Here is a 26,040-nt window from a genome sequence, read left to right on the forward strand (position 1 = left end):
TTGCTTTTTTCGTGCAGAAGAAAGGAGTCTGCCCAGATCATGACCGCACCTTCCATCACCCTTACCCGTCTGGACGTCCAGCGTCTGGAGCGTCTGATCGACAGCCTGGACGACACGCTGCCGGGCGTTATTGCGTTGCAAACCGAACTGGATCGCGCCGATACCCTGGTCGGCCACGATGAAGTGCCGGCGGATGTCGTGACCATGAATTCCCGTGTGCATTGCCGCGAAGAAGGCAGTGGCAAGGACTATCACCTGACCCTGGTGTACCCCAAGGATGCGAACGCCGACGAAGGCAAGGTCTCGATCCTGGCGCCGGTGGGCAGCGCTCTGCTCGGCCTGAAGGTTGGCCAGCACATCGATTGGCCGGCTCCGGGCGGCAAGATCCTGAAGCTGACACTACTGGAAGTCGAGTCGCAGCCGGCCAATGGCGGCGCGTTCCCGGAGTGACACCCCTCAGACCTGATCAAGCGCCTCGTTCAATGCGTGCTCCAGGTCGGCTTTGTAGCGAAGGTACAGATGGGTGGAACTCTGCCCTTCGCCCAGCAGGCCCGACAGGTCGAGGTCGGTGATGTAGCAGCGGTAGCGTTCGGTTTCCCGGCGCTGCCCGACGATTTCCCGGGCGACCACGCGGAACAACTGGTCGCCATGTTCCAGCTCGGAAAACTCCCGTTGATTGCAATACAAGGTCACCTGCACCTGACCCGGTGCGGCTTTGCCGACGATCGCCTGCACGTCGTAGAACGGCTTGTTCACCGGCGTCTGCGGTGCCGGCCGGGCTTCGATGCGGCGCGCCCGGCCAGGGCCTGACGGCAACAACTGGCAATACAGGGTGTCGAGGTTCATGGGGTGGGCCGCCTCCATTGGCAGCAGGGCATCGCGGCGGTACTGGATCGATTGCAGGAAACGCTGCAGCGGCACCAGCAAGCTTTGCTCGTCATGCCAGGGCAGGCGTTGCTGCCACAGGGCATTGAACTCATCGAGCACGTACAGATCAGCCTGATCTTCGATAACCCGGTAGAACACTTGAATGCAGTCCGGCTGGCCCGTTGGCAGGAACAGCGAGAGGTCGTGCTCTTCCAATGCCTTTGGGTCCAGGTGAAGCGGGCTGTAGCTCGCCATTTCTTCACCCAGGTAATTGATCAGCGCCGGCAGAGTGGCCAGCGCGATGTGCTGGACCCGGCCCGGCACCAACTCCAGCACGTGGTAGTCCTGCTGGACCTGGATAAGGTAGCGATGATTGAGCCGGCTCAGCAGCAGGTTCTGCGCGGTATCGAGGATTTCCTCCACCCGTTGGGCAATGAATTGCGCGCGGTTATGGCAGAAGCAACGCACCCTCAGCTTCGGCTGTTGTGGCCCGGCCGGCAGGTTGTTGAGGTAGTCGCGGATGCAGTCGAGCAGGGCGTGGGGGCCGTCGTAGCGACCGACCAGCACTTCGTTCCAGCTATTGAGCGTGACCTGGTCCAGGGTCAGCACCAGATTTTCCCGGACACCGGCGTAGCTCAGGGAGTCGGTGCGTTCGGTGGTCATGAGGATGTTCAGGTCGCGATGGTGCTTGAGCGGATCGATGCCGACATTCACCAGGATCAGCACTTCACTCGGCACGCTGGCGCGCAACAGAGGTTCCTCGGCGACGGTGGGCAAGGGCAGGGCGATGGTCTGTTGCAGGCTGCCGAGCAGGTTGAACAGTTCGAATTCGCTCAAGTCGCTGGTGCCGGGGTGCAAGGCCAGGCGGGTACTGCTGTCGATCACGCCATTGCGGTGGCACCAGGTCAGCAGCTCGAGCAAGTGACGGCTGCGTTTGATCGGCGCGAAATGGTCCCACTCCAATGCCGTAAGACTGCCGTTGTACAAGCCCCACTGGCTTTGCCCAGGTTCCTTCTTGTTCGGGGCGTGCACCAGCGTCAGGGTGTCTTCAGCCAGGTCCGGGGCGATGCCGGGGTTGATGAATTCGACTTTGCCGGCCTTGCGCTCGAAAGCGGCGTACAGGCGACGGCCGAGGACACTCAGGTCGCGCTTGTTGATGCGGCTGACCGTTTGTTCGTGACGGGCAAACTGGGTGAGAAAGCGGTAGCTGTAGTTCAGCTCGTTGACCAGTGCCCGCCGCTCGGAGCTGACTTGGCGGACTTTCCACTGGCTGCGGCTGTCGAGCAGGCTCAGCTGGCGCTGGTCCCAGTGCCATTCATGGGCCAGGCGTTCGAGCAAAGAGCGCTGCCAGCTCTGGGTGCGGCTGTTGCCAGTGAGTTTGCGATTGACCTTCAGGTACAGCGCGCGACGCACCAGTTCCAGGCGTTCCGGTTCGTTGCGGGCAATCAGGTATTCCTCGATGCGCCGGTACACCACGACGTACGGATCCAGTTCGTCGAGGTCGAGCCGGTTGGCGAACACCGCTTGCTTGAAGCGCAGGCTCAGGCAATGGACCCTGGGGTGCTCACTGGCGTAAACCTCCGTCAGCAGCAACTTGAGTACCGATTTGTAGGGCGACTCGATGCCCTTGAACAACTGCCAGAGCCCGGCACCGATAAATTCGCCGGGCGGGATGTAGGCCAGGTTACCGAGGTCGAGGGTTTCATCGGCACGGATGAAGCGTTTGGAGATCAAGGTATGGGTGTAGCGGTCGTAGCTCGACTCCTCGTAGACCGGCACCAGCCACCAGATCGGTGTGCGCCCGGCGAGCCAGATTGCGGTGCGGTAAAACTCGTCCAGCAACAGGTAGTGCTGGGTGGTGCCGCAATCTTCCGAACTCAGCTGGGTATCGCGCTCGCCGCGGACGAAACGGCTCGGGTCGATCAGGAAAAAATGCGCTTCGGCGCCCTGGCTGGCGGCCCAGGCTTCCAGCAACTGGCATTTCTTGCGCAGCTCGGCGAGTTCGTTTTCAGTCAGGTCCGGTCCATGACAGACCCACACATCCATGTCGCTCTGGTCAGCCTGCGCCAGGGTGCCGAGGCTGCCCATCAGGAACAGTCCGTGAATCGGCCTTGGCGGGTTGCTGCCGTGGCGCGGCTTGTAGGAAAACGAGCGGGTCAGGCGCTGGGCTTCAGCGAGGACATTGGCATCCGGTTCGAAATTCGACAGTCCGGCCGGCGTACTGCCGGAAACGTAGCCGGGCAACAGCGGATGGTTAACGTGGAAAAACAGCGGCAGCAAGGTCAGGACCCCTTGCTGGCGCGTCGACAACCCTTCCATGGCGCGAGCCATGCGTCCTTCGTTGAGTTTCAGAAAGCGTGCGCGCAGCTGGCTGAGAACCTTGCGGTCGATTCCCTCGTCCAGATCAGGGCGGATTTCATGGGTGCGCGTCATGTCAGCTCAAACCGGCTCGCAGGGCTCGGACGTGGGGCTCTTCGGATGAGTGGCAGTTTAGCGCCTTGAGGCGAGGACTTTTAAGCTGATTTTATTTTTCTGGCGTCAGATTTCTAACGGCTGGAGACAGAAATCAGGGGAATGTGCCCGCGGAAATCCCTGGATCGGGGTCTCCGTGGGCGATACGGCAGAATTCAGGCTGTTACTTCGGCGTTAAGAATGGTCAGCACGGATTGCACATTTTGCGCGGCGTCACGACCCAGACTGGTCAGGTAACCGCCATCAGGCTGGTTGGTCAGTTCTTTTTCAAAGAGGCGTTTGGCGGCGGCAATGTGTTTCGGGGCAGCGGTCTGATGAATTTTCAAACCTTCCTGGGAACTGTCCAGGTTGAAGAGTGCGAGGACTTCCAGTTCGGCAACCAACTCAGGGGTAAGCGACATAAGGACTCCAGACTTTCTAGGAATTGGACGACAGCGCCCCTAAGGTGAACCCGCTTGTCCGGCATGTCCAGTGCTCGCGACAGGGTTTTTTTCCTCGGGTGGCCTTCCCCCGGTGGATGGTGGGGTAGCGGGGTGGTTCCAGTGTAGTCAGATGCCGGGAGACGGCAGGCGGGATTGGCAACAAAATGTGTGGGAGCAGCATTTTGTGGCGAGAGAGCTTGCTCCCTCGCCACAGGAATCGGTGTCGGTGCTTACTGCTTTTCCGGCGGCAGCTCGGGCAATGCGCGCAGGGCAGCTTCGTACCATTCGGTGTTGAACGCGCGGTCTTCTTCGAGGATCGCGTCGATTTCTACCGCCAAAACGTGAGCCATCAGGTTAAGAATTTCTTCGCGCTCATAACCCACCAGCGTCAGCTTGTTGAACGTCGCTTTGGCAGCCGGCGGGTTGTCGCTTTCGATCTGGTTTTCGATGGCCTGGATCAGGGTGCTTTCGGCGAACTCTTCTTCGTCGTTGTCGATATCGGTTGGCTCGCTCATGGCAGGCTCCTCAGGGAAAGGCGGCCAGTTTACCCGCATTCAGTCGCGTGATGCTGCTGGCAAGAATCCCGGCAGCGTTCTATAAAAAGGCACTGCCCACCCCGCATGGCCTGGAGGCTTTGTGATGATCAAGCTTTATGGATTCTCCGTCAGTAACTACTACAACATGGTCAAACTGGCGCTGCTGGAAAAAGGCCTGCCCTTCGAAGAAGTACCGTTTTACGCGGGCACCAACCCCGAGGCGCTAGCCATCAGCCCTCGCGGAAAGGTCCCGGTGCTGCAGGTAGAGCAGGGCTTCATCAATGAAACCAGCGTGATCCTCGAATACATCGAGCAGAGCCAGAAAGGCCCGCCGCTGCTGCCGAGCGATCCGTTCGAGCGCGCGCAGGTGCTGGCACTGGCCAGGGAAATCGAGCTGTACATCGAATTGCCAGGCCGGGCCTGCTATCCCGAAGCCTTTTTCGGCATGACCCTGCCGGATGCGATCAAGGAAAAAACCAAAGCCGAATTGTTGCTGGGGATGGCGGCGCTGGGCCGGCACGCCAAATTCAGCCCTTACGTGGCTGGCGACAGCTTGAGCGTGGCGGATCTGTATTTCCTGTTCAGCGTGCCGCTGGCGTGTGGGGTCGCCAAGAAGTTGTTTGGCATCGATCTGTTGGCCGAGATGCCGAAGGCCAAGGCGCTGCTGGAGTATTTGGGGGGGAATCCGAATGTGCAGCGTGTGGCGGCGGACCGGGAGGCCGCGATGCCGGCGTTCATGGCGATGATTGCTGCCAAGAAGTAATTCTGTTGCGCTCTGAAGATCGCATTCGCGAGCAAGCTCGCTCCCACGAGGTATGCGTCAGACACCGGTTTTGTGTGTGACGATCAATGTGGGAGCGGGCTTGCTCGCGAAGCTTTTGGCGATTTAGCGGCTGGCGAGCAACGCCTGGCCACGAGCCACGGCAGCCTTCACCTGCGCCGGCGCGGTGCCGCCGATGTGGTTACGGGCATTGACCGAGCCTTCCAGGGTCAGCACGGCGAACACGTCCTGGTCGATCTGGTCGCTGAACTTGCGCAGTTCTTCCAGGCTCATTTCCGCCAGGTCCTTGCCGCGGTCCACGCCGTACTTCACGGCATGGCCGACGATTTCGTGGCAATCACGGAATGGCAGGCCGCGACGCACCAGGTAGTCGGCCAGGTCGGTGGCGGTGGAGAAACCGCGCAGGGCCGCTTCGCGCATCATCGCGTGCTTGGGCTTGATCGCCGGCACCATGTCGGCAAATGCGCGCAGCGAGTCGCGCAGGGTGTCGGCGGCGTCGAACAGCGGTTCCTTGTCTTCCTGGTTGTCCTTGTTGTAGGCCAGGGGCTGGCCTTTCATCAGGGTCAGCAGGCCCATCAGCGCGCCGAACACGCGACCGGTCTTGCCACGCACGAGCTCCGGCACGTCCGGGTTTTTCTTTTGCGGCATGATCGAGCTGCCGGTGCAGAAACGGTCGGGCAGATCGATGAACTGGAACTGCGCGCTGGTCCACAGCACCAGCTCTTCGGAGAAGCGCGAGAGGTGCATCATCGCGATGCTGGCCGCCGAGCAGAATTCGATGGCGAAGTCACGATCGGAGACGTTGTCCAGCGAATTGCCGCCAACCGCGTCGAAACCCAGGAGTTGGGCGGTGTATTCGCGATCGATCGGGTAGGTGGTGCCGGCCAGCGCCGCGCTGCCCAGTGGCATGCGGTTGGTGCGCTTGCGGCAGTCGACCAGGCGTTCGTAGTCGCGGCTGAGCATTTCGAACCAGGCCAGCATGTGGTGCCCGAACGTCACCGGCTGTGCGGTCTGCAGGTGGGTGAACCCCGGCATGATGCTGGCGGCTTCGCGCTCGGCCTGCTCCAGCAGACCTTTTTGCAGGCGGGTGATTTCGGCCAGGATCAGGTCGATCTCGTCACGCAGCCACAGTCGGATGTCGGTGGCGACCTGATCGTTACGGCTGCGGCCGGTGTGCAGTTTTTTACCGGTCACGCCGATGCGGTCGGTCAGCCGTGCCTCGATGTTCATATGGACGTCTTCGAGGTCGATGCGCCAGTCGAACTGACCGGCCTCGATTTCGCCCTGGATGGTGTTCAGGCCATCGATGATGCTGTCGCGCTCGGCATCGGTCAGCACGCCGACCTTGGCCAGCATGGTAGCGTGGGCGATCGAGCCCATGATGTCGTGGCGATACAGGCGCTGGTCGAAGGTGACGGAGGCGGTGAAGCGGGCGACGAAGGCGTCGACGGGTTCACTGAAGCGGCCGCCCCAGGACTGATTGGTCTTGTCAGTGCTCATGAATTCGCTCGTATCGGCTTGAAGTAAGAAGGCGTGGAACGCTGGCGCGGATAATAACAGGGTTGCCAATCCTGTCGCTGACACTGGTCGATACGTTTTTTTGGGGGGAGAGAGCCCGGGCCCGGGCAAGACTCGCGCATTTTTGCGGAACGATATTTTCCAATTGAGCTATATCGTCCCGGCAACCGTCTACAGTTGGACAGTAGGATCAGCGCACTTCTCGGTGCAGCCGCTGACTATAAGAAGAGTGGGGTGTTCATATTGCGTATCAGCAAACCCTGTGGCGATGCGTCGCCAACGCGGGCCTGGGCCGCCAATCGCCCGGCAGATGAAAATTTAGCCGCCGGACCAACGGCACTTTTTGGCGCTCGCGCTAGTCTTAGCGTGGATCGCGGTGACGGATGTCACTTCACCTGTCTACGCTATCCTTGTGCGAGACTCACGCAGGAATCCAGCGCAATATGAATGTCCTGATCGTTGATGACGAACCCTTGGCCCGCGAGCGCCTGAGCCGAATGGTTGGCGAACTCGAGGGATACAGTGTCCTGGAGCCTAGTGCCACGAATGGCGAAGAGGCGTTGGCACTGATCGACAGCCACAAACCGGATATCGTGCTGCTCGATATCCGCATGCCCGGCCTGGATGGCCTGCAAGTGGCTGCTCGGTTGTGTGAACGCGAAACTCCGCCCGCCGTGGTGTTCTGCGCCGGGCCCGATGAATTTGCCGTGGAAGCCTTACAGGCCAGCGCCGTAGGCTATCTGGTGAAACCTGTGAGAACTGAACAATTACATGACGCATTAAAGAGAGCCGAGCGCCCCAATCGTGCCCAGCTCGCCGCCCTGACCCGCCCTGCTGCCGAAAGCGGCAACGGCCCGCGCAGCCATATCAGCGCCCGAACCCGTAAAGGGATAGAGCTGATTCCGCTGGATCAGGTGGTGTATTTCATTGCCGACCACAAATACGTGACCTTGCGCCACGAAAGCGGCGAAGTGCTGCTCGATGAGCCGCTCAAGGCCCTCGAAGACGAGTTCGGTGACCGTTTCGTGCGTATCCATCGCAATGCGCTGGTCGCCCGCGAGCGTATCGAGCGATTGCAACGCACACCCCTGGGGCATTTTCAGCTGTTCCTCAAAGGCCTCAATGGTGATGCGCTGATCGTCAGCCGGCGTCATGTGGCTGGGGTACGCAAAATGATGCAACAGCTTTAAACGGCTGTTCGCAGGCCAGTTTTACACCCGATTGCCGGACATCCGGGGCCAGGGAGGCCGAGTAGTATCTGATACAAGTCAAAGTGGATTTGGCTGAGCTGTTATTATCCGCCGTATCTATTCAGTACGGATTGATCCATGTCCTCTCGCCAGATCCGCATCGCCACCCGCAAAAGCGCTCTCGCCCTTTGGCAGGCCGAATACGTCAAAGCCCGTCTTGAAGCGGCTCATCCCGGCCTGCTGGTGACCCTCGTCCCTATGGTCAGTCGTGGTGACAAGCTGCTTGACTCGCCGCTGTCGAAAATCGGCGGCAAGGGCCTGTTCGTCAAGGAGCTCGAAACCGCGCTGCTGGACAATGAAGCCGACATTGCCGTGCACTCCATGAAGGACGTGCCGATGGACTTCCCCGAAGGCCTCGGTCTGTTCTGCATCTGCGAGCGGGAAGACCCGCGCGATGCCTTCGTTTCCAACACTTACACCAGCCTGGATGAGTTGCCCCAGGGCAGCATCGTCGGCACCTCCAGCCTGCGCCGCCAGGCTCAATTGCTGACCCGTCGCCCGGACCTGCAAATCCGCTTCCTGCGCGGCAACGTCAACACTCGCCTGGCCAAGCTCGATGCCGGCGAATACGACGCCATCATCCTCGCCGCTGCCGGCCTGATCCGCCTGGGATTCGAAGATCGCATCACCTCGGCCATCAGCGTCGACGACAGCCTTCCGGCCGGTGGCCAGGGCGCGGTGGGTATCGAATGCCGCAGCGCCGACAGTGAAATCCATTCGCTGCTGACACCCTTGCATCACCAGGACACCGCCACCCGCGTGACCGCCGAACGGGCCCTCAACAAGCACCTCAATGGCGGCTGCCAGGTGCCGATTGCGTGCTACGCCGTGCTGGAAGGCGAGCAGGTCTGGTTGCGCGGATTGGTGGGCGATCCGGCTGGTGGCCTGCTGCTCAGCGCACAAGCCCGCGCCCCTCGCGACGATGCCGAGGCGCTGGGTGTGCGAGTCGCCGAAGACCTGCTCAGCCAGGGTGCCGATGCCATCCTCAAAGCGGTCTATGGCGAGGCTGGTCACGAGTGATCGGCTGGCGCTTGCTGCTGACGCGTCCCGCCGAAGAAGCGGAGGCGCTGAGCAGCCTTTTGGCCGAGCAGGGGATATTCAGTAACAGTCTGCCGCTTTTGGACATCATGCCCATTGCGGCCACTGACACAATGCGCCAGGCGATTCAGGCCCTGGATCAGTTCTGCGCCGTCATCGTGGTCAGCAAGCCGGCCGCCCGGATCGGCGTCGAACTGCTCGAGCGATATTGGCCAACACCGCCTGGTGTGAAGTGGTTCAGCGTCGGCGCGGCGACTGCGCAGATCCTCGAGGATCACGGGCTGGACGTGAGCTTCCCGGCAGAAGGCGATGACAGTGAAGCCTTGCTCGAACTTTCCCGATTGCGCGAGGCTATTGCACGACCCGATGCGCGCGTGCTGATCCTGCGCGGGGAGGGCGGGCGCGAGTTGCTGGCTGAGCGTTTGCGTGAGCTTGGTGCTAGTGTCGAGTATCTGGAGTTGTACCGCCGGGGATTGCCGATTTACCCGCCAACACTGCTGCCGCAACGGATCCAGGCGGAACGCCTGAACGGGCTGGTGGTCAGCAGTGGACAAGGTTTTGAGCACCTGCATCAACTGGCCGGCGATGCCTGGCCGCAGTTGGCGCGGTTGCCGTTGTTCGTACCGAGCCCCAGGGTTGCCGAAATGGCGCGTGCCGCCGGGGCCAAAACAGTTGTGGATTGTCGTGGCGCCAATGCCGCGGCCTTGCTGACGGCGTTACGGGAGCATCCCGTACCCGTTTTCTGATGCAAAGGATGGATACGTGAGCGAAACAGCCTTGCCTAAAGATGACTCGCGACCGGTGCTTGATGCACCTGTTGATGCTCCTGTTGATGAAATGCTGCCGCCGCCACCTGCTGCCGAGCAGCGTCGAGGCAATGGTCTGGCAATCATCGCGCTGCTGTTGGGTGCGGCCGGTGTAGCGGTGGGCGGTTGGGGTGTCTGGCAGGTGCGTCACCTGCAGGCCAATAATCAGCAGCAACTGAGCCAGGTGCAGGCGCTGAATGACCAGGCACAAAGCCTCAAGCTCAATGAGGAACGCCTGAGCGCACGCCTGGCACAATTGCCTCCCGCCGATGAACTGGAAGCGCGCAGCCGTCTGGTTGTTCAGCTGCAAGGTGATCAGCAGCGGTTGAACCAACGGCTGGAAACCGTTCTCGGTGCCAGTCGCAAGGACTGGCGTCTGGCCGAGGCCGAGCACCTGCTGCGTCTGGCCAGCTTGCGACTATCCGCCTTGCAGGACATCAGCAGTGCCCAGGCACTGGTCCAGGGTGCCGACGAGATATTGCGTGAGCAAAACGACCCGGGCTCTTTTGCTGCTCGCGAGCAGGTGGCCAAGACCCTGATCGCCTTGCGCAGCACCGAACAGCCGGATCGCACCGGGCTGTTCCTGCGTCTGGGCGCGCTGCGCGATCAAGTGACCAGCCTCACCGAGCTGGCACCGGAGTACAAGGACCGTGGCGATTCGTTGCTGGGCCTGACCTCCGATGGCGACGGTGCCAGTCGCTGGGCGCAATGGTGGGATCAGATTTCGCGCTACATCCGTATCGATTTCAATGCCGACAAAAACGTTCGCCCATTGCTGGCCGGCCAGAGTCTGAGTCAGGTCCGCCTGGCCCTGAGCCTGGCGCTGGAGCAGGCGCAGTGGGCCGCACTCAATGGCCAGGCGGCGGTTTACTCCCAGGTGCTGGACGAAGCGCGGGACATCCTCAAGGGCAACTTCAACCCGGACAACGCGCAAAGCAAAGTCATGCTTGAGCAGGTCGCCGAGTTGAGCGGGCAACCTGTCACCGTCGTCACGCCGGATATGACCGGCACCCTGAGCGCGGTGCAGGGGTATCTGGAGCGGCGCAACGTCAACGCCGAGGAATCGGTCAAGCCACTGACCAGGCCTGCCGCGAACGCCGCGCCGGAGGCCACGCCATGAGACGCCTCTATGTGATCGTGTTCCTCGTGATCGCCGCTGCCGCTGCGCTGGGGCTGGCGATTGCCGAACACTCCGGCTATGTGCTGATTGCCTACAAGACCTTCCGTTATGAGTCGAGCCTGTGGGCTACCTTGGCGCTGGTGGCTGTGCTCTGGCTGGTGATCTGGGGCATCAAGTCACTGGTCGAACTGGTGATGGCTTCCAGTGGCGTGGTCAATCCATGGTCACGACGTAACCGCAGCCGTCGGGTACAGGTGGCGATCGAACACGGTCAGCTGGACTTGGCCGAGGGTCGCTGGGCCAGCGCGCAACGGCACTTGCATCGGGCTGCCGAAGCCGAGCGCCAGCCGCTGCTTTACTACCTCGGCGCTGCCCGTGCCGCGAACGAACTCGGCAATTACGAAGAAAGCGACAACTTGCTGGAGCGCGCCCTGGAGCGTCAGCCTCAGGCCGAGTTGGCGATCGCCTTGAGTCACGCCCAGTTGCAGACAGATCGCGGTGATACCGACGGTGCCCTCGCCACCCTGCAAGCCATGCGTGAACGCCATCCTCATAACGCTCAGACCCTGCGTCAGTTGCAGCGCCTGCTTCAGCAGCGTGGTGACTGGTCGGCAGTGATTCGCCTGCTGCCGGAGCTGCGCAAGGACAAAATCCTGCCGGCGACTGAGCTCGCCGAACTGGAGCGTCGGGCCTGGGGGGCGAACCTGTCCCTGGCGGCGCAACGGGAAGAAGACGGAACGGTAGGGAAGCAATCGCTGGAACGTGCCTGGCAACAACTGACTTCGGCACAGCGTCAGGAGCCGCAACTGGTGCTCGCGTATGCCGAACAACTGCGGCAATTGGGGGCTCAGGTCGAGGCCGAAGAAGTGCTGCGCACTGCGCTCAAGCGCAGCTACGACAGTCATCTGGCACGACTCTACGGACTGGTTCGCGGCAATGATCCGGCCCGCCAGCTGCAGGCCGCCGAAGGCTGGCTCAAGGACCATCCGGCTGATCCGGGCCTGCTGCTGACACTGGGTCGTCTATGCCTGCAAAACAGTTTGTGGGGCAAGGCCCGGGACTATCTGGAAAGCAGCCTGCGTATACAGCGCAATCCGGAAGCCTGTGCCGAGCTGGCACGCTTGCTGGCGCAAATGGGCGATGCCGAGCGCAGCAACCAGCTGTTTCAGGAAGGCCTGGGGTTGTTGGATGAACGCTTGCTCGCGGCCCCTCTGCCAGTGCCAGTCCGCGCTTGAACCATTCGCTGGCGCCGGGCTCCGGCGCCTGAGCGATGACCTGCGGCGAGGGAGCTATCGCCCTCGCCGTAGTGCAATGACGGGTTGAAATTCAGTCGCGAAATTTCGTCGCAGGCAAAGTCCTACAGAGGACTACATTTTATCCTCTCACCTGCGTCGGGATTTCCCTACTCCTGCGCTGAAGTCTCTGTGGGCACTTGCCTTGAAAGGCTGTCGCGCTTTCCTCTACCGTAATGGTCTGTCACTACTTTTACGGAAAAGCCATGTCTTTGGCCTGCTCACGCTCCTTGTTTTTCATGGCTTTCATTGCGGGTGCCCTGGCGATGGGCGTTTCCTACTACCTGGAATATGCAGTCGGCCTGCGACCTTGTGGCTTGTGTCTTGTGCAGCGGGTTTGCCTGGCGCTCCTGACCGGCATCTGCCTGATGGCTTCGGTCCATGGCCCCGGTCGCATCGGTAACGTTCTGTATTGGCTGCTCAGTCTTTGTTGCAGCCTGGCCGGCACCGTCACGGCGTGGCGACAGGTCTTGCTGCAAAGCCTTCCGACGGAGCAGGTAGCGGCATGCTCAACGCATCTTGCGGACCTGCTGGCCAATTCGCCGTGGCTATCGGTCGTACAGCAGATGTTCAAGGGCGCTGCCGATTGCGTGGAAATTTCCTGGACGCTGTTCGATCTGAGTCTCACCGAGTGGAGCTTGCTGTTCTTCGTCGCGATGATGATTCTGGCCGTTTACCAGTCGCTGCGACTGGTCTGGACCAGCTATCAGCGACCGCTCAGCGGCGAGTCGTCGCACCGGGCCTTTGCAGGCGATTAAACACTTGTATGAACTTTATCGCCTGCGTACCTTGAAGCCAGTGTCGTGCGGGCATAATCTGGCCCGCACGTGTCATTGGAATTATGTTGCTCGATGACGCTCTGCCTGACCGCCCACCGACGTTACAAGAGGCGAGCGGGCATAGAGCAGCTGACCCACAAGGGAAGAGAGATCACCATGCTCGAAAGTTGTCAGAATGCTCAGGAACGCTGGGGCGGAGTGCACCTGCTGATCGATCGCTGGTTGCAGGAACGACACGAACTGATCGGGGCCTATGACGCTCTCGGCGCAAAGCCTGAGGTGCTGGGTGAGAACCGCAAGCCCTTGCAGGAATTCTGCGGCGTGCTGGTCGATTATGTATCGGCCGGACACTTCGAGATCTACGAGCAGCTGACGGGGGAGGCCAAGGCTTTCAACGACCAGCGTGGCCTTGAGCTCGCCGAGACGATCTACCCGCGTATCGACGTCATCACCGAAAAGCTGCTCGCCTTCAATGATCTGTGTGACGCAGGAAAGTGTGTCGCCGAAGAGTTCAAGACACTCGGCGGACTGTTGCATGAGCGCTTTGAACTGGAGGATTGCCTGATCGAAGTGCTGCACACCGCCCACAAGGAAACTGATTCGGTTCAGGCCTGAAGCTCTTTCTGCAAGATCCCGAAACGGCGTGCCAAGGCACGCCGTTTTTCGTTTGCGTCGTCAGCTGGTGGCGCCGCGCAATTCGACTTCGAACACCAGTGGAGTGAACGGAGCAATCACGTCACCGGCACCGTCGGCGCCATAGGCTTGAGCCGATGGAATCACCAGTCGCCATTTCGCCCCGACCGGCATGTTTTGCAACGCGCTGCGCCATCCGGCGATCACGCTGTCGAGACTGAACCATTGTGGCTGACTGTTCTGATCGAACACCGTTCCGTCGGGCAAGCGACCGATGTACAGCACCTGCACTTTGCCGTTCGGTCCGGCCTTGGCGCCAGTGCCTGGCGTCAACTCGGTCAGCAACACGCCATCAGCCAGTTCGCGCACACCCGGCCTGGCTTTTTCCGTGGCGAGAAAACGCTGTTCTTTTTCCAGTGCCATTTCGCTTTGCGGCTCGGCTGACTGCATGGCGATCCGGGCTTCATGCTCGTTCAGTATCTGCTGGATTTGCTCGTCCTTCAGCGCCAGTGGTTTGCCCTGATAGGCCTGCTGCAATCCTTCGACCAGTGCCTGGAGCTGCAGATCGGGAGCCTCCTGGCGCAGGCGTTCGCCAAGGCTTGCACCCAGGCTGTAAGCGAGATCGTGGGCTTCATTTTCCTGCGTTTTTTCGGCGGCCTGGGCCACCGAAAAAAACACGCACAGCGATAAAAAAAGGTAGCGCGACATGAACTCTCTCCGACCTGAATTGCGGGCGATTATGCCAGCGAGAATGTGCGCAACGGTGAACTGCTTTTGCGTCGAGGCAGAAGTTTTTCAATCCTTTGCAACGTAGCGCTTTCGATAGTGTCAACATGCCCTAGCGGCGGTTGCAGCAGAGGTCTAGTATGAGCCGCACTCACTTCAGCCAGGAGGTAAACCATGTCGGCCACCAAGAAGCCAGTAAACACTCCGTTGCACTTGCTCCAACAACTCTCGAGCAGCCTGCTCGAGCATCTGGAAACCGCTTGTTCCGAAGCCTTGGCTGATGCTGAAAAGTTGCTCGCCAAACTGGAAAAGCAGCGCGGAAAAGCGCAAGAAAAACTGCACAAGTCCCGCACCAAATTGCAGGACGCTGCGGCGGCCGGAAAAGCCAAGGCGCAAGCCAAGGCCAAGGGCGCAGTGGCCGATCTTGAGGAGCTGCTCGATGCCCTCAAGGATCGTCAATCGGAAACCCGCGGCTATATCCTGCAACTCAAGCGCGATGCTCAGGAAAGCCTGAAACTGGCCCAGGGCGTCGGTCGTGTACAAGAGGCTGTCGGCAAGGTGTTGTCCTTGCGTGCGGCCAAACCTGCTGCGGCACCTGCGAAGAAAGCCGCTGCCAAACCGGCTGCTGCAAAAGCACCGGCCAAGCCTGCTGCTGCCGCCAAACCAGCCGCTGCCAAACCAGTCGCTAAAACTGCCGCAGCCAAACCTGCTGCCAAACCGGCTGCGAGAAAACCGGCTGCTGCCAGCGCTGCAAAACCTGCGGCTAAAACCACGGCTGCCAAACCAGCCGCCGCACGACCTGCCGCTGCAAGAGCCGCTGCTGCCAAACCAGCCGTGGCTAAAACCGCCGCCGCGAAACCGGCTGCAAAACCAGCTGCAAAACCGGCCGCTAAACCAGCTGCCCGCACCGCTGCCGCGAAACCTGCTGCCAAGCCGGCTGCAAAACCCGTCGCTGCAAAACCGGCAACCAAACCTGCAGCTAAAGCAGCAGCCAAGCCAGCGGCAAAACCTGCTGTAAAAGCGGCTGCCAAACCTGCTGCTAAACCAGCCGCAAAACCAGCTGCAGCGAAACCAGCCGTTGCCGCCAAACCAGCCGCTACCAAGCCAGTTGCCGCCAAACCGGCTGCTGCGAAACCCGCTGCAAAACCAGCAGCCAAACCTGCAGTGAAAAAGCCGGTTGCCGCCAAGCCAGCCACCGCTCCGGTTGCCAAGCCAGTCGCTCCGGCTGCGCCCGCAGCACCTGCTCCGGCAGCAACTACTACCTCGACAGCCGCGCCAGCGCCAACGCCTGCCGCAACTTCGAGTGTTGTAACCACCCCAGCCAGCGCTTCCTAAGTGCCGGTTACCGCGACGCGCAGCTGATGCAGCGCGTCGCGGTGCAGGTGGGCGGCCTCAGCCGCCGCACCTTCCAGCCAGGCCGATAGATCGGTCTCGGCATTTTGCGGCCAACTCTGCGCCGCTCTCTCCAGCCGCAACAACAGATGCCGTTCGGCTTCCAGCTCCAGTGCCTTCACTTGTTCACGCAGGGTATGCAATTCAGCGTCTTCCTTGGCCGCGGCTTTCCACTGTATGCGCAAGGCGCGTAACGGCCGCACGACATCGGTGTCCCAGGCGAAAGCCACGCTGCGCAATTGCTGCAAGCGCTGCTCATCGCAGGCCACACCTCGATGTCCCAACCACGCACCACACAGCAACAGGCACACATTGACCCCCGCCGATTGCAATTGCAGGCAGGCCTGCTCAACGCTCGGGCGGGCGTAAGTGGTTAGGGAAAAGCTCCACAGGTCAGAGGACATAGTGCTACTCGCGCCAGTTGCGAGCGAAGCTGGTAGACTCCGCCGCCATTATGATTCGACTTCAGAACCTGACTTTACAGCGTGGCCCGCAACGTCTGCTAGAAGACGCCGAGCTGACGCTGCACGCCGGCCAGAAAGCCGGCCTCATCGGTGCCAACGGCGCCGGCAAATCGAGCCTGTTCGCCTTGCTTCGGGGTGAGCTGCACCCGGACTCGGGTGATTGCTTCCTGCCGGCCGACTGGCGTATCGCCCACATGCGCCAGGAGGTCGACACCCTCGAGCGCCTGGCGGTCGACTACGTGCTCGATGGCGACCTGCGCCTGCGCCAGGTGCAACGCGACCTGGCGGTAGCCGAAGCGGCCCATGACGGTGCCGCTCAGGCCCGCCTGCACTCGGAACTCGACAGCGCCGACGGTTACACCGCCGACGCCCGGGCGCGCAAGTTGCTGGCCGGACTTGGGTTCACCAACGAGCAGATGGATCGCCAGGTCGGGGATTTCTCCGGTGGCTGGCGGATGCGCCTGAACCTGGCGCAGGCCCTGATGTGCCCATCGGACCTGCTGCTGCTCGACGAACCGACCAACCACCTCGATCTCGACGCCATCATCTGGCTCGAAGAGTGGCTCAAGAGTTATCCCGGCACCTTGATGCTGATTTCCCACGACCGGGATTTCCTCGATGCCGTGGTCGACCACATAGCCCACGTCGATCAGCGCAAGATCACCCTGTACCGCGGTGGCTACAGCGCCTTCGAGCGCGCCCGTGCCGAACGCCTGGCCCAGCAACAGCAGGCGTACGAGAAGCAGCAGGTGCAACGTGCGCACATGGAAAGCTACATCGCCCGCTTCAAGGCCCAGGCCACCAAGGCCCGTCAGGCCCAGAGCCGGATCAAGGCCCTGGAGCGGATGGAAGAGTTGACCGCTGCCCACGTCGACTCGCCGTTCGATTTCGTTTTCCGTGAATCACAGAAAATTTCCAGTCCGCTGATCGACCTGTCCGATGCCCGTCTGGGTTACGGCGACAAAGCCGTGCTGGAGAAGGTCAAGCTGCAACTGACCCCGGGTGCGCGAATCGGTCTGCTCGGCCCGAACGGCGCCGGTAAATCGACCCTGATCAAGAACCTTGCCGGTGAGCTGTCGCCATTGGCCGGCCGCTTGACCCGTGGCGAGAACACCGTGGTCGGTTACTTCGCCCAGCATCAACTCGATTCTCTGGACTCCAAGGCCAGCCCGTTGCTGCACGTGCAGCGCCTGGCTCCGACCGAACGCGAACAGACCCTGCGCGACTTCCTCGGCGGTTTCGACTTCCGTGGCGCGCGAATCGACGAGCCGGTACTGAATTTCTCCGGTGGCGAGAAGGCACGCCTGGCGTTGGCCTTGATCGCTTGGGACCGACCGAACCTGTTGCTGCTCGACGAACCGACCAACCACCTGGACCTGGAAATGCGCCTGGCGCTGACCATGGCCCTACAGGAATTCAGTGGTGCGGTACTGGTGGTCTCTCACGATCGCCACTTGCTCAAAAGCACCACCGACAACTTCTATCTGGTGGCGGACGGCAAAGTCGAAGAGTTCGACGGCGACCTGGAGGACTACACCCGCTGGCTGGTGGAGTATCGCCAGCGCAACGCCCCGGTCAGCAACACGCCGGTCAACCCGGACAAGACCGACAAGAAAGCCCAGCGTCAGGCTGCTGCTGCGTTGCGCCAGCAACTGGCACCGCACAAGCGCGAAGCTGACAAGCTTGAAGCCGAGCTCGGCAAGCTCCACGAAAAATTGGCGAAGGTCGATACCAGCCTCGGCGACAGCGATATCTACGAGCCGGCGCGCAAGAGCGAATTGCGTGATCTGCTAGCCGAACAGGCCAAGCTGAAGGTGCGTGAGGCGGAGCTGGAGGAAGCGTGGATGGAAGCCCTGGAATTGCTGGAAGGCATGCAGGCGGAGCTGGAGGCACTGTCCTGATGGACGCCTTCAAGCTGCCGTTGCCGGCGGTGTGGGTCGAGCCGATCTGGCTTGGCGTGCAAATCCTGCTGATCCTGCTCGCCGGCTACTTCACCCAGCGATTCGTCGCCAAAGGCCTGACCCGCCTCGGTGAGCGTTACCCGTTTCCGCCGCAGTTGCTGATGCCGCTACGGGGCGGATTGCGCTGGCTGATCATGGGCAGCGCGCTGATTTTCGTCCTGGAGCGACTCGGTGTATCGGCCACGGTGCTCTGGACCGCGTTGTCCGGTTTCGTCGCAGTCGCGGCGGTGGCGTTTTTCGCCATGTGGAGCGTGCTCTCGAACCTGCTGTGCGCGATCCTGATCTTTACCGTCGGCCCGTTCCGCATAGGTGACGTGGTCGAGTTGGTGGATACCACCGACAAGCCCGGCGTCAAAGGCCGAGTGGTAGCGATCAATCTTCTTTACACCACGCTGATCGAGGCCGAAGAACTCGGCACTGGCAGCGCCATGGTGCAGGTGCCCAACAGTTTGTTCTTCCAGCGCTCGGTGCGACGCTGGCGCGGGACGGATGTGTTTCCTTCCAGTGGGTTTGAAAAGTAAGCCTTCAGCTGACTGATACACCGCCATCGCGAGCAAGCTCGCTCCCACAGTGTCTTGTGTAGCACCCGGATATTGCGTCCGCAGCAGATCCCTGTGGGAGCGAGCTTGCTCGCGATGGGGGTCTCAAGTCGGCCGTCGCCATGTCCTACAAAAAATCGGTAGTCATCCAATCAAAGCCGCATTAGCTTAGACGTCTGTCACGAGTCTGAGTCGAGGTGTGCAATGGAGCTTCAAACATGGCTGGCGTTTTTTGCCGCCTGCTGGGTGATCAGCCTGTCCCCCGGTGCCGGCGCCATTGCGTCGATGTCCAGCGGCCTGCAATACGGTTTCTGGCGCGGCTACTGGAACGCCCTGGGCCTGCAACTGGGCCTGGCTTTACAGATCGCCATCGTCGGTGCCGGTGTCGGCGCCATTCTTACTGCGTCGGCCACAGCCTTCTACGCCATCAAATGGTTTGGCGTGGCGTACCTGGTTTACCTCGCGATCAAGCAATGGCGCGCGCTGCCCAGCGATATGAGCGATGACGCGGCAGTGCGCCAGATCGGCAAGCCGATGGCCCTGGTGTTCCGTGGTTTTCTGGTGAACATCAGCAACCCCAAGGCGCTGGTGTTCATGCTGGCGGTGCTGCCGCAGTTCATCGACCCCCATGCTCCGCTGCTGATTCAGTATCTGGTGATCGGCGTGACCATGGTCTGCGTCGACCTGATCGTGATGGCCGGGTATACCGGTCTGGCGTCTAAAGTGCTGCGTCTGTTGCGCACACCGAAACAGCAAAAACGCATGAACCGCACCTTTGCCGGGCTGTTCATCGGGGCGGCGGCGTTCATGGCGACGTTGCGCAGGGCTGCTGTGTAAAACGGCGACTTACAAAAAAGGCGACCCTGGAGGTCGCCTTTTTCATTTGGGGGAGCAATTCCAGAATCCAATGCAATTACGAAGAAGTATCAACAAAGCTTGAGCGAAACCCGTCAGGCGTTAACAATATGTAACTTCGCATTTCCAATTGAGATTCATTCATGATTCCCCCCTCCCGTTTTCTTGCGTGGCTGTTGCTGCCGCTGTTGGCTGCGTGCAGTTTTCAGCTACTGGCCGCTCCCGCCGAAGGTGCGCCGCAGGCGCTGCACTTGCTCGATTACATCGGCGAGGATTACCCGGACACGGTGCAGGCGGGCAGCATCACGGACCAGGCCGGATTTCGCGCGCAGCAAGAATCGGTCAAGACACTGGGCAGTCTGATTGCAGCCATGCCGGCCAAGCCGGAAAAAGCCGTGCTGGAGCAAAGCCTGGCCGCGCTGGGAAATTCCATCAGCGCCCGTCAGGAGGGGACCGAGGTCACTCGCCAGGCCCGACAACTGGGCGCGAAGCTGGCCGTGGCCTATGAAGTCAGCCAGGCTCCGGTCATTACACCGGACCCGGCGCGTGGCGCGCCGCTGTACGCTCAGCATTGCTCGGTCTGCCACGGCGATACAGGGGCCGGCGACGGCCCGGCAGGTGTCGGCATGACGCCTCCGCCATCCAATCTGCGTGATACCACACGACTGGATCGACTGAGCCTCTACGCGATCTACAGCACCTTGGGTCAGGGCGTCGAAGGGACTGACATGCCTGCCTTTGCCGATCAACTGGATGATCGTCAGCGCTGGGACCTGGCCACCTATATCGCCAGCTTCAGTGTTGACCCGGCGACGGCCAAGGCTGAAAAGACTTACAACATCGCCGACCTCGCTCGTCAGACCCCGACCGAAGTACAGGCCGCCGAAGGCCCGCAAGCCGCCGCGACCTTCCGTGCCCAGCGGGCGCAACCGCCCCAGGTCAAGCGTGGCCCGGCGCAACTGCTCGACTACACCGCAGCCACTCTGGACAAGAGCATCGCGGCGTATCGTGCCGGTGAGCATGATCAGGCTTATGACTTATCGGTAGCGGCGTATCTGGAAGGCTTCGAGCTGGTTGAGAGCTCGCTGGATAACATTGACGCCAACGTGCGCAAAGACACTGAAAAATCCCTGATGGCCTACCGTCAATCGTTGCAGGACGGCCTGCCGGTGAGCGAGGTCGAGCAGCGTCTGGACGTGACCAAGGGCAAGTTGAAGGCATCGGCCGGCCTGTTGGGCAACGAGGGTTTGAGCTGGTCGCTGAGTTACATTTCCGGCCTGCTGATTTTGCTGCGCGAAGGTCTGGAAGCGATTCTGGTGCTGGCGGCGATCCTTGCTTTCCTGCGTAACACAGGCCAACAAACGGCAGTGCGCAGCGTTAACGTCGGCTGGGGCCTGGCGTTTGTGGCGGGGCTGGGCACCTGGGCGCTGGCAGCCTATGTGATTGATGTCAGCGGTTCGCAGCGCGAGTTGCTGGAAGGCGCGACAGCGTTGTTTGCCAGCGTCATGGTGCTGTGGCTGGGCGTGTGGATGCACGATCGTCGTCACGCGGCGGCCTGGCAGGATTACATCAAGAGCAGCCTGGTGGGCGGCGGCGGGCGTTTCGGTTTTGCGACCCTGGCGTTCTTCTCGGTGTATCGCGAACTGTTCGAAGTGATCCTGTTCTACGAAACCCTGTGGTTGCAGGCAGGCCCCGCAGGGCACAACGCGGTGCTGGCTGGTGGGGCCACGGCGCTGGTGCTGCTGGTCGGCCTGGCCTGGGTGATTTTGCGCGGTTCGGCGAAGTTGCCGCTGGCGCTGTTCTTCAGCATCAACGCCGGTCTTTTGTGCGCCTTGTCGGTGGTGTTTGCCGGGCATGGCGTGAAAGCGCTGCAGGAAGCCGGGATTTTCGGCACGCGGCCGGTGCCGTTCTTTGACTTTGAATGGCTGGGGATCCATACCGATGCGTATTCGTTGAGCGCCCAGGCTGTGGCGATCATTGCGATTGTCGTGTTGTACGGTCGTAGCCGGGTGGTTGAGAGGCAGCGGGTGCAGGTTTCTTAAACGGCATTCGCTGCGCTCACTTTCGCGGGCAAGCCACGCTCCCACAGGTTTAGCGTTAACCTGTGGGAACGTGGCTTGCCCGCGATGCTTTTCAACAGAGGAAAATTCAATGCGTGTGTGGATCGATGCCGACGCCTGCCCGCGGGCAGCCAAGGATCTGGTGGTGAAGTTCGCCCTCAAGCGCCAGTTCGAAGTGGTGCTGGTGGCCGGGCAACCGCAGACCAAACCGGGGCTGGCACTGGTCAAGCTGATCGTGGTGCCGAGCGGACCGGATGCGGCCGATGACTACCTGGTGGAACACGCAGTACCCGGTGAGCTGGTGATCTGCAGCGATGTGCCGCTGGCCGATCGTCTGGTGAAGAAGGGCGTGGCAGCGCTCGACCCACGGGGCAAGGAGTTTGATGCGCAGAACATGGGCGAGCGGCTGGCGGTTCGCAACCTGTTCACTGATTTGCGCGAACAGGGGCAAATGGGTGGTGGGCCCGCACCGTTTGGCGACCGTGAGAAGCAGGCGTTTGCCAATGCGCTGGACCGGATTCTCACCCGGCTGGCCCGCAAACTGTAGGAGCGAGCTTGCTCCGGGCGGCGATCCGACGATGGACGTCAACGATGACGAGTGCTGGCTGGATGAACGCGGCGCTCTCACGTCTTTCTCGAGCAAGCTCGCTCCTACAGTTCTGAACAGTATCAGGCGTCGTTTTCGTGGGTCAGTTCGAGCACACGGTCGACCAGTTTGTTAATGCCTGAAGCCGCTTCACTGATCGATTGCGCCAGCATATAGGCCGGTGTGCTCACCAGTTTGCGTGCCTTATCCTCGACGATCTCACTGACCGCACAATCGGTATGGGTCGCGCCCATCTTGTTCATCGCGGCAGCCGTGTCGGTGTCGTTGCCAATGGTGCAGATGACGCCAGGGCCGTAGATCTTTGCCGCCAGGGCGGGGGAGATGCACATCAACCCCACCGGTTTGCCGGCCTCGGCAAAGGCTTCGGTCAGTGCCAGGACATCCGGTTGAACGGTGCAGCCGGCGCCTTCGATGGCGAAGTTGGACAGGTTCTTGGCCGAGCCGAAGCCGCCGGGCACGATCAGCGCATCGAACTCATCGATGTTCGCTTCACGGATATCCTTGATGTTGCCCCGGGCAATCCGCGCCGATTCCACCAGCACGTTGCGCGATTCGGGCATTTCTTCGCCGGTCAGGTGGTTAATCACATGCAATTGCGCGATGTTCGGTGCGAAACACTGCACCTGGGCCCCGCGCTGGTCCAGACGCAGCAGGGTGATGACGCTCTCGTGGAGCTCGGCGCCGTCGTACACGCCACAACCGGAAAGGATCACTGCAACTTTTTTGCTCATGGGCTTTTCTCCAGATTCATGGCGTTAAATGTCCACTAATTTGTCCCGCGTTGCCATAGGGTTAATTCGCGGCTGCACATAGCATCTGTCCTCAAGATTCCGATCAGGGCGCGTCATGGACTTCATTCTGTATGCAGTGCCGTTTTTCTTTTTTCTGATAGCCGTCGAGTTGCTGGCGGACCGTTGGCGCGGGGTAAGCAATTATCGGGTGGCGGACGCGATCAACAGCATCAGCACCGGCGTGCTGTCGACCACCACGGGTCTGTTGACCAAGGGTGTGGGACTGGTGACCTACGCCTTTGCCCTCAAGCACCTGGCGCTGTTCGAACTGTCGGCCGACAGCGTCTGGACCTGGGTGTTTGCCTTTGTCTTCTACGATTTCTGCTACTACTGGCTGCATCGCATGGGCCACGAGCGCAACATCCTCTGGGCCGCCCATTCGGTGCATCACCAGAGCGAGGACTACAACCTGTCCACGGCGTTGCGCCAGACCAGTACCGGATTCTTGTTGGGCTGGATCTTCTACCTGCCGATGGCGGTGTCCGGCGTGCCGCTGCTGGTGTTCGTCAGTGTCGCGGCGCTGAACCTGCTGTACCAGTTCTGGGTGCACACCCGGCACATTCCCAAGCTTGGCTGGTTCGAATGGTTCTTTGTCACGCCGTCCAATCATCGGGCCCACCATGCACAGAACGCTCTCTACATGGATCGCAACTACGGCGGTGTGTTCATTATCTGGGACCGTTTGTTCGGTTCGTTCCAGGAAGAAGACGACAACGAGCCGGTGATCTTCGGCGTGACCACGCCGCTGGCGAGCTGGAACCCCGTGTGGGCGAACGTGCAGTTCTATGCGCAGTTGTGGGCCGATGCGCGGCGTGCCGAAAGCACCTGGGATAAGCTACGGATCTGGTTCATGCGCACCGGCTGGCGCCCGGCGGACGTGGCGGCCAGATACCCGATGAACAAGCCGGACCTGAGCCAGTTCCGTAAATTCGAGGTGGCGCTGGACGGGCGTCAGCAGCTCTACGTCCTCTTGCAGTTCTGCGTCTATATCGCGCTGGGCAGTTACCTGATGAATCTTGAACCGAAGCTGCCAGTCGCCGCCCTGGTGTTGGGTTGGGGAGCGGTGGCGTTCGGTCTGTTTGTGCTGGGCGTAGCCCTGGAGAATCGCCCGAGGGCGTTGAAGCTGGAGCTGGTGCGGCTGGCGTCGAACCTGCCATTGGCATGGCTGGCCCCGATGGTGGGGCTGTGGCCGGCCAGCGCGGTGGGCTGGGTCGGCCTGCTCAGCTACAGCCTGTTGAGCGGCGTCGGTCTCTACTGTTGCAGGAACCGCATCACTCGGTTGGCGTCGTAGGGCCTTCGGTGTTGGTCCGCGTAGCTTTCAGGGCTTGTTCGTCGGCGTAGACCTGCTTGGCCAGGCGGGCATTCTTGAAGCGCCGGCGCAGCCACAGCACGAAGCCCAGGACCAGCAGTGCACCGAGCACCCAGAGTTCGTACTTCTTCACACTGCCGAGCATGCCTTCGAGCACTGCGCCGAAATGGTACGCGGCCGCTGCCAGGGCTGCGGCCCAGATCGCTGCACCAATTCCGTTGAGCAGCAGGTAACGGCCCGGCGGATAGCCTGACAGCCCGATGGCCACCGGCATCACCGTGCGTAAACCGTAGACGAAACGGAAGCTCAATACCCAGATGTCCGGATGCTTGCGAATGTGTTCCAGCGCCCGGTCACCCATCATTTGCCAACGCGGCTTGCGCGCTAGCAACTTGCGGCCGTGCTTGCGCCCCAGGAAATACCACAGCTGGTCGCCGGCATAGCTGCCGAAGAAGGCCACGACCACCACCAGGTTGATGTCCATGTATCCACGGAACGCGAGGAAGCCCGCGAGTACCAGAATGGTTTCGCCTTCGAAGAACGTGCCTAGAAAAAGGGCAAAGTAGCCGAAGTCATGCAGAAATTGTTGGAGCATTGTCTGGGTGCTGGCGAAATGAACGCGCAGCCTAACCCTTCGGACACATTCAGGAAAGTGTCCAAATGTGTCTCGACGTGAACATTTCCTACAATGACAATGGAATGCGGCTACCTGTCACAGGGGTGCACACAACTGTAATACGTTCGTCATAATGGCCGCTTATAACTGTCACGCTCGCCCGTAAGCGCGGGCTCAGGAGTCTGCCGTGAGCTTTACCCCCGCCAACCGTTTGTTCCCCGCAACCCGCCTGCGCCGCAATCGTCGTGACGACTTCTCGCGTCGTCTGGTCCGTGAAAACGTCCTGACCGTCGATGACCTGATCCTGCCGGTGTTCGTTCTGGACGGTGAAAACCGTCGCGAAGCGGTGGCTTCGATGCCGGGCGTCGAACGCCTGACCATCGACCTGTTGCTGGAAGAAGCGGCCAAGTGGGTCGAACTGGGGATTCCGGCGCTGGCGCTGTTCCCGGTGACACCCGCGGAACTCAAGTCCCTGGACGCCGCTGAAGCGTGGAACCCCGAAGGTATCGCCCAGCGCGCGACCCGTGCGCTACGTGCACGATTCCCTGAGCTGGGCGTGATCACCGACGTCGCCCTGGACCCGTTCACCACCCACGGCCAGGACGGCATTCTTGATGAAGAAGGCTACGTGCAGAACGACATCACCGTCGACGCACTGGTCAGGCAAGCCCTGTCCCACGCCGAAGCCGGCGCTCAGGTCGTGGCTCCATCGGACATGATGGACGGTCGCATCCAGGCGATCCGCGAAGCCCTCGAAGTGGCCGGTCACGTCAATGTGCGGATCATGGCCTACTCGGCCAAGTACGCCAGTGCCTATTACGGCCCGTTCCGCGATGCGGTCGGTTCGGCGCTGAACCTGGGCAAGGCCAACAAGGCCTCCTATCAGATGGACCCGGCCAACAGCAACGAAGCCCTGCACGAAGTGGCGGCGGACTTGTCAGAAGGTGCAGACATGGTCATGGTCAAGCCGGGCATGCCGTACCTGGACATCCTGTGCCGGGTAAAAGAAGAGTTCAAAGTGCCGACGTTTGTTTATCAAGTCAGCGGCGAATACGCCATGCACATGGCGGCGATCCAGAATGGCTGGTTGAGCGAAGGGGTTATCCTCGAGTCCTTGACCGCTTTCAAACGTGCAGGGGCTGATGGCATCCTGACGTACTTTGCCGTTCGTGCCGCTCAATTGTTACGAGAGCAAAAATAGCCCTC

General features: G+C 61.1%; 25 protein-coding genes and 1 pseudogene. 18 read left to right on the forward strand and 8 right to left on the reverse strand.

The annotated features are described in order from the left end of the window. The first annotated feature begins 39 nt into the window (after positions 1-39). Positions 40-450 carry a nucleoside diphosphate kinase regulator gene (rnk, locus tag VC35_RS07865; RefSeq protein WP_046039007.1) on the forward strand — a complete coding sequence of 137 codons (411 nt, stop codon included), beginning with the start codon at positions 40-42 and terminating at the stop codon, positions 448-450. 6 nt (positions 451-456) lie between these two features. Here the strand turns inward: rnk and VC35_RS07870 are convergent, their stop codons facing one another. The 3 genes from VC35_RS07870 to VC35_RS07880 all read right to left on the reverse strand — a co-directional run bounded on the left by VC35_RS07870 (position 457) and on the right by VC35_RS07880 (position 4,276). Beyond that, positions 457-3,300, reverse strand: a complete 2,844-nt coding sequence (locus VC35_RS07870) for a class I adenylate cyclase (RefSeq protein ID WP_046039008.1) — start codon at positions 3,298-3,300, stop codon at positions 457-459. A 194-nt stretch (positions 3,301-3,494) separates the two neighbouring features. Continuing rightward, complete coding sequence (locus VC35_RS07875) at positions 3,495-3,740, reverse strand: TIGR02647 family protein (RefSeq protein ID WP_046039009.1); 246 nt, start codon at positions 3,738-3,740, stop codon at positions 3,495-3,497. Between the two features lie 251 nt (positions 3,741-3,991). Beyond that, a complete protein-coding gene (locus VC35_RS07880) occupies positions 3,992-4,276 on the reverse strand; it encodes a hypothetical protein (RefSeq protein WP_046039010.1) in 285 nt (94 codons plus the stop codon). 124 nt (positions 4,277-4,400) lie between these two features. On the opposite strand from VC35_RS07880, the gene VC35_RS07885 reads away from it, so the two are divergent. Beyond that, positions 4,401-5,060 (forward strand): glutathione S-transferase family protein, encoded by a 660-nt coding sequence (locus VC35_RS07885; protein WP_046039011.1) that lies wholly within the window; start codon positions 4,401-4,403, stop codon positions 5,058-5,060. 123 nt (positions 5,061-5,183) lie between these two features. Here VC35_RS07885 and argH read toward each other — a convergent pair whose 3' ends face one another. After that, positions 5,184-6,578, reverse strand: a complete 1,395-nt coding sequence (gene argH, locus VC35_RS07890; RefSeq protein WP_046039012.1) for an argininosuccinate lyase — start codon at positions 6,576-6,578, stop codon at positions 5,184-5,186. Positions 6,579-6,926: 348 nt separating this feature from the next. On the opposite strand from argH, the pseudogene VC35_RS30290 reads away from it, so the two are divergent. The 8 genes and pseudogenes from VC35_RS30290 to VC35_RS07925 form a co-directional block, all read left to right on the forward strand. Next, positions 6,927-7,043, forward strand: a pseudogene (locus VC35_RS30290) (sensor histidine kinase); the annotation flags it as partial. Then, complete coding sequence (locus VC35_RS07895) at positions 7,040-7,786, forward strand: LytR/AlgR family response regulator transcription factor (RefSeq protein ID WP_008048635.1); 747 nt, start codon at positions 7,040-7,042, stop codon at positions 7,784-7,786. The pseudogene VC35_RS30290 and the gene VC35_RS07895, both read left to right, overlap by 4 nt. 138 nt (positions 7,787-7,924) lie before the next feature. Then, positions 7,925-8,866: a hydroxymethylbilane synthase gene (hemC, locus tag VC35_RS07900; protein WP_046039013.1), complete on the forward strand. Its 942-nt coding sequence runs from the start codon at positions 7,925-7,927 to the stop codon at positions 8,864-8,866. Further along, on the forward strand, positions 8,863-9,630 hold the full coding sequence (locus tag VC35_RS07905) for a uroporphyrinogen-III synthase (RefSeq protein WP_046039014.1): 768 nt from the start codon (positions 8,863-8,865) through the stop codon (positions 9,628-9,630). The genes hemC and VC35_RS07905 overlap by 4 nt, the downstream gene beginning before the upstream one ends. A 16-nt stretch (positions 9,631-9,646) precedes the next feature. Further along, positions 9,647-10,810 (forward strand): uroporphyrinogen-III C-methyltransferase, encoded by a 1,164-nt coding sequence (locus VC35_RS07910; RefSeq protein WP_046039015.1) that lies wholly within the window; start codon positions 9,647-9,649, stop codon positions 10,808-10,810. Beyond that, complete coding sequence (locus VC35_RS07915; RefSeq protein WP_046039016.1) at positions 10,807-12,045, forward strand: heme biosynthesis protein HemY; 1,239 nt, start codon at positions 10,807-10,809, stop codon at positions 12,043-12,045. Before VC35_RS07910 ends, VC35_RS07915 begins: the two co-directional genes overlap by 4 nt. A gap of 263 nt (positions 12,046-12,308) precedes the next feature. Then, the gene (locus tag VC35_RS07920; protein ID WP_046039017.1) at positions 12,309-12,860 is read left to right on the forward strand and encodes a disulfide bond formation protein B; all 552 of its coding nucleotides are present in this window, start codon (positions 12,309-12,311) and stop codon (positions 12,858-12,860) included. Between the two features lie 177 nt (positions 12,861-13,037). Continuing rightward, on the forward strand, positions 13,038-13,496 hold the full coding sequence (locus VC35_RS07925) for an Rsd/AlgQ family anti-sigma factor (RefSeq protein ID WP_046039019.1): 459 nt from the start codon (positions 13,038-13,040) through the stop codon (positions 13,494-13,496). A gap of 60 nt (positions 13,497-13,556) precedes the next feature. On the opposite strand, the gene VC35_RS07930 is transcribed toward VC35_RS07925, so the two are convergent. After that, a complete protein-coding gene (locus VC35_RS07930; RefSeq protein ID WP_046039020.1) occupies positions 13,557-14,222 on the reverse strand; it encodes an FKBP-type peptidyl-prolyl cis-trans isomerase in 666 nt (221 codons plus the stop codon). 192 nt (positions 14,223-14,414) lie between these two features. On the opposite strand from VC35_RS07930, the gene VC35_RS28740 reads away from it, so the two are divergent. Next, positions 14,415-15,575 (forward strand): AlgP family protein, encoded by a 1,161-nt coding sequence (locus VC35_RS28740; RefSeq protein WP_046039021.1) that lies wholly within the window; start codon positions 14,415-14,417, stop codon positions 15,573-15,575. Here VC35_RS28740 and VC35_RS07940 read toward each other — a convergent pair. After that, positions 15,572-16,036 (reverse strand): TIGR02444 family protein, encoded by a 465-nt coding sequence (locus tag VC35_RS07940; protein ID WP_046039023.1) that lies wholly within the window; start codon positions 16,034-16,036, stop codon positions 15,572-15,574. The two genes, VC35_RS28740 and VC35_RS07940, sit on opposite strands and share 4 nt — an antisense overlap. A 50-nt stretch (positions 16,037-16,086) precedes the next feature. Here VC35_RS07940 and VC35_RS07945 point away from each other — a divergent pair, with 50 nt between their 5' ends. The 5 genes from VC35_RS07945 (at position 16,087) to VC35_RS07965 (ending at position 22,058) form a co-directional block, all read left to right on the forward strand. Beyond that, positions 16,087-17,997 carry an ATP-binding cassette domain-containing protein gene (locus tag VC35_RS07945; RefSeq protein ID WP_046039024.1) on the forward strand — a complete coding sequence of 637 codons (1,911 nt, stop codon included), beginning with the start codon at positions 16,087-16,089 and terminating at the stop codon, positions 17,995-17,997. Then, positions 17,997-18,578, forward strand: a complete 582-nt coding sequence (locus VC35_RS07950) for a mechanosensitive ion channel family protein (protein ID WP_046039025.1) — start codon at positions 17,997-17,999, stop codon at positions 18,576-18,578. Before VC35_RS07945 ends, VC35_RS07950 begins: the two co-directional genes overlap by 1 nt. A 222-nt stretch (positions 18,579-18,800) precedes the next feature. Continuing rightward, on the forward strand, positions 18,801-19,433 hold the full coding sequence (gene rhtB / locus VC35_RS07955) for a homoserine/homoserine lactone efflux protein (protein WP_007998964.1): 633 nt from the start codon (positions 18,801-18,803) through the stop codon (positions 19,431-19,433). Positions 19,434-19,594: 161 nt separating this feature from the next. Continuing rightward, positions 19,595-21,493 (forward strand): FTR1 family protein, encoded by a 1,899-nt coding sequence (locus tag VC35_RS07960; protein ID WP_046039028.1) that lies wholly within the window; start codon positions 19,595-19,597, stop codon positions 21,491-21,493. Positions 21,494-21,602: 109 nt separating this feature from the next. Then, positions 21,603-22,058: a YaiI/YqxD family protein gene (locus tag VC35_RS07965; protein WP_046039029.1), complete on the forward strand. Its 456-nt coding sequence runs from the start codon at positions 21,603-21,605 to the stop codon at positions 22,056-22,058. Positions 22,059-22,180: 122 nt separating this feature from the next. On the opposite strand, the gene elbB is transcribed toward VC35_RS07965, so the two are convergent. Further along, positions 22,181-22,849, reverse strand: a complete 669-nt coding sequence (elbB, locus tag VC35_RS07970) for an isoprenoid biosynthesis glyoxalase ElbB (protein ID WP_046039031.1) — start codon at positions 22,847-22,849, stop codon at positions 22,181-22,183. A gap of 115 nt (positions 22,850-22,964) precedes the next feature. Here elbB and VC35_RS07975 point away from each other — a divergent pair, with 115 nt between their 5' ends. Beyond that, positions 22,965-24,200 carry a sterol desaturase family protein gene (locus VC35_RS07975; RefSeq protein WP_046039033.1) on the forward strand — a complete coding sequence of 412 codons (1,236 nt, stop codon included), beginning with the start codon at positions 22,965-22,967 and terminating at the stop codon, positions 24,198-24,200. Here the strand turns inward: VC35_RS07975 and VC35_RS07980 are convergent. Further along, positions 24,181-24,813: a DedA family protein gene (locus VC35_RS07980; RefSeq protein WP_046039034.1), complete on the reverse strand. Its 633-nt coding sequence runs from the start codon at positions 24,811-24,813 to the stop codon at positions 24,181-24,183. The two genes, VC35_RS07975 and VC35_RS07980, sit on opposite strands and share 20 nt — an antisense overlap. A gap of 208 nt (positions 24,814-25,021) precedes the next feature. Here VC35_RS07980 and hemB point away from each other — a divergent pair, with 208 nt between their 5' ends. Beyond that, positions 25,022-26,035 (forward strand): porphobilinogen synthase, encoded by a 1,014-nt coding sequence (gene hemB, locus VC35_RS07985; RefSeq protein WP_046039035.1) that lies wholly within the window; start codon positions 25,022-25,024, stop codon positions 26,033-26,035. The last annotated feature ends 5 nt before the right edge of the window (positions 26,036-26,040 follow it).

This window comes from Pseudomonas fluorescens (assembly GCF_000967965.1).
In the GTDB taxonomy this organism is placed as follows: Bacteria; Pseudomonadota; Gammaproteobacteria; order Pseudomonadales; family Pseudomonadaceae; genus Aquipseudomonas; species Aquipseudomonas grandcourensis.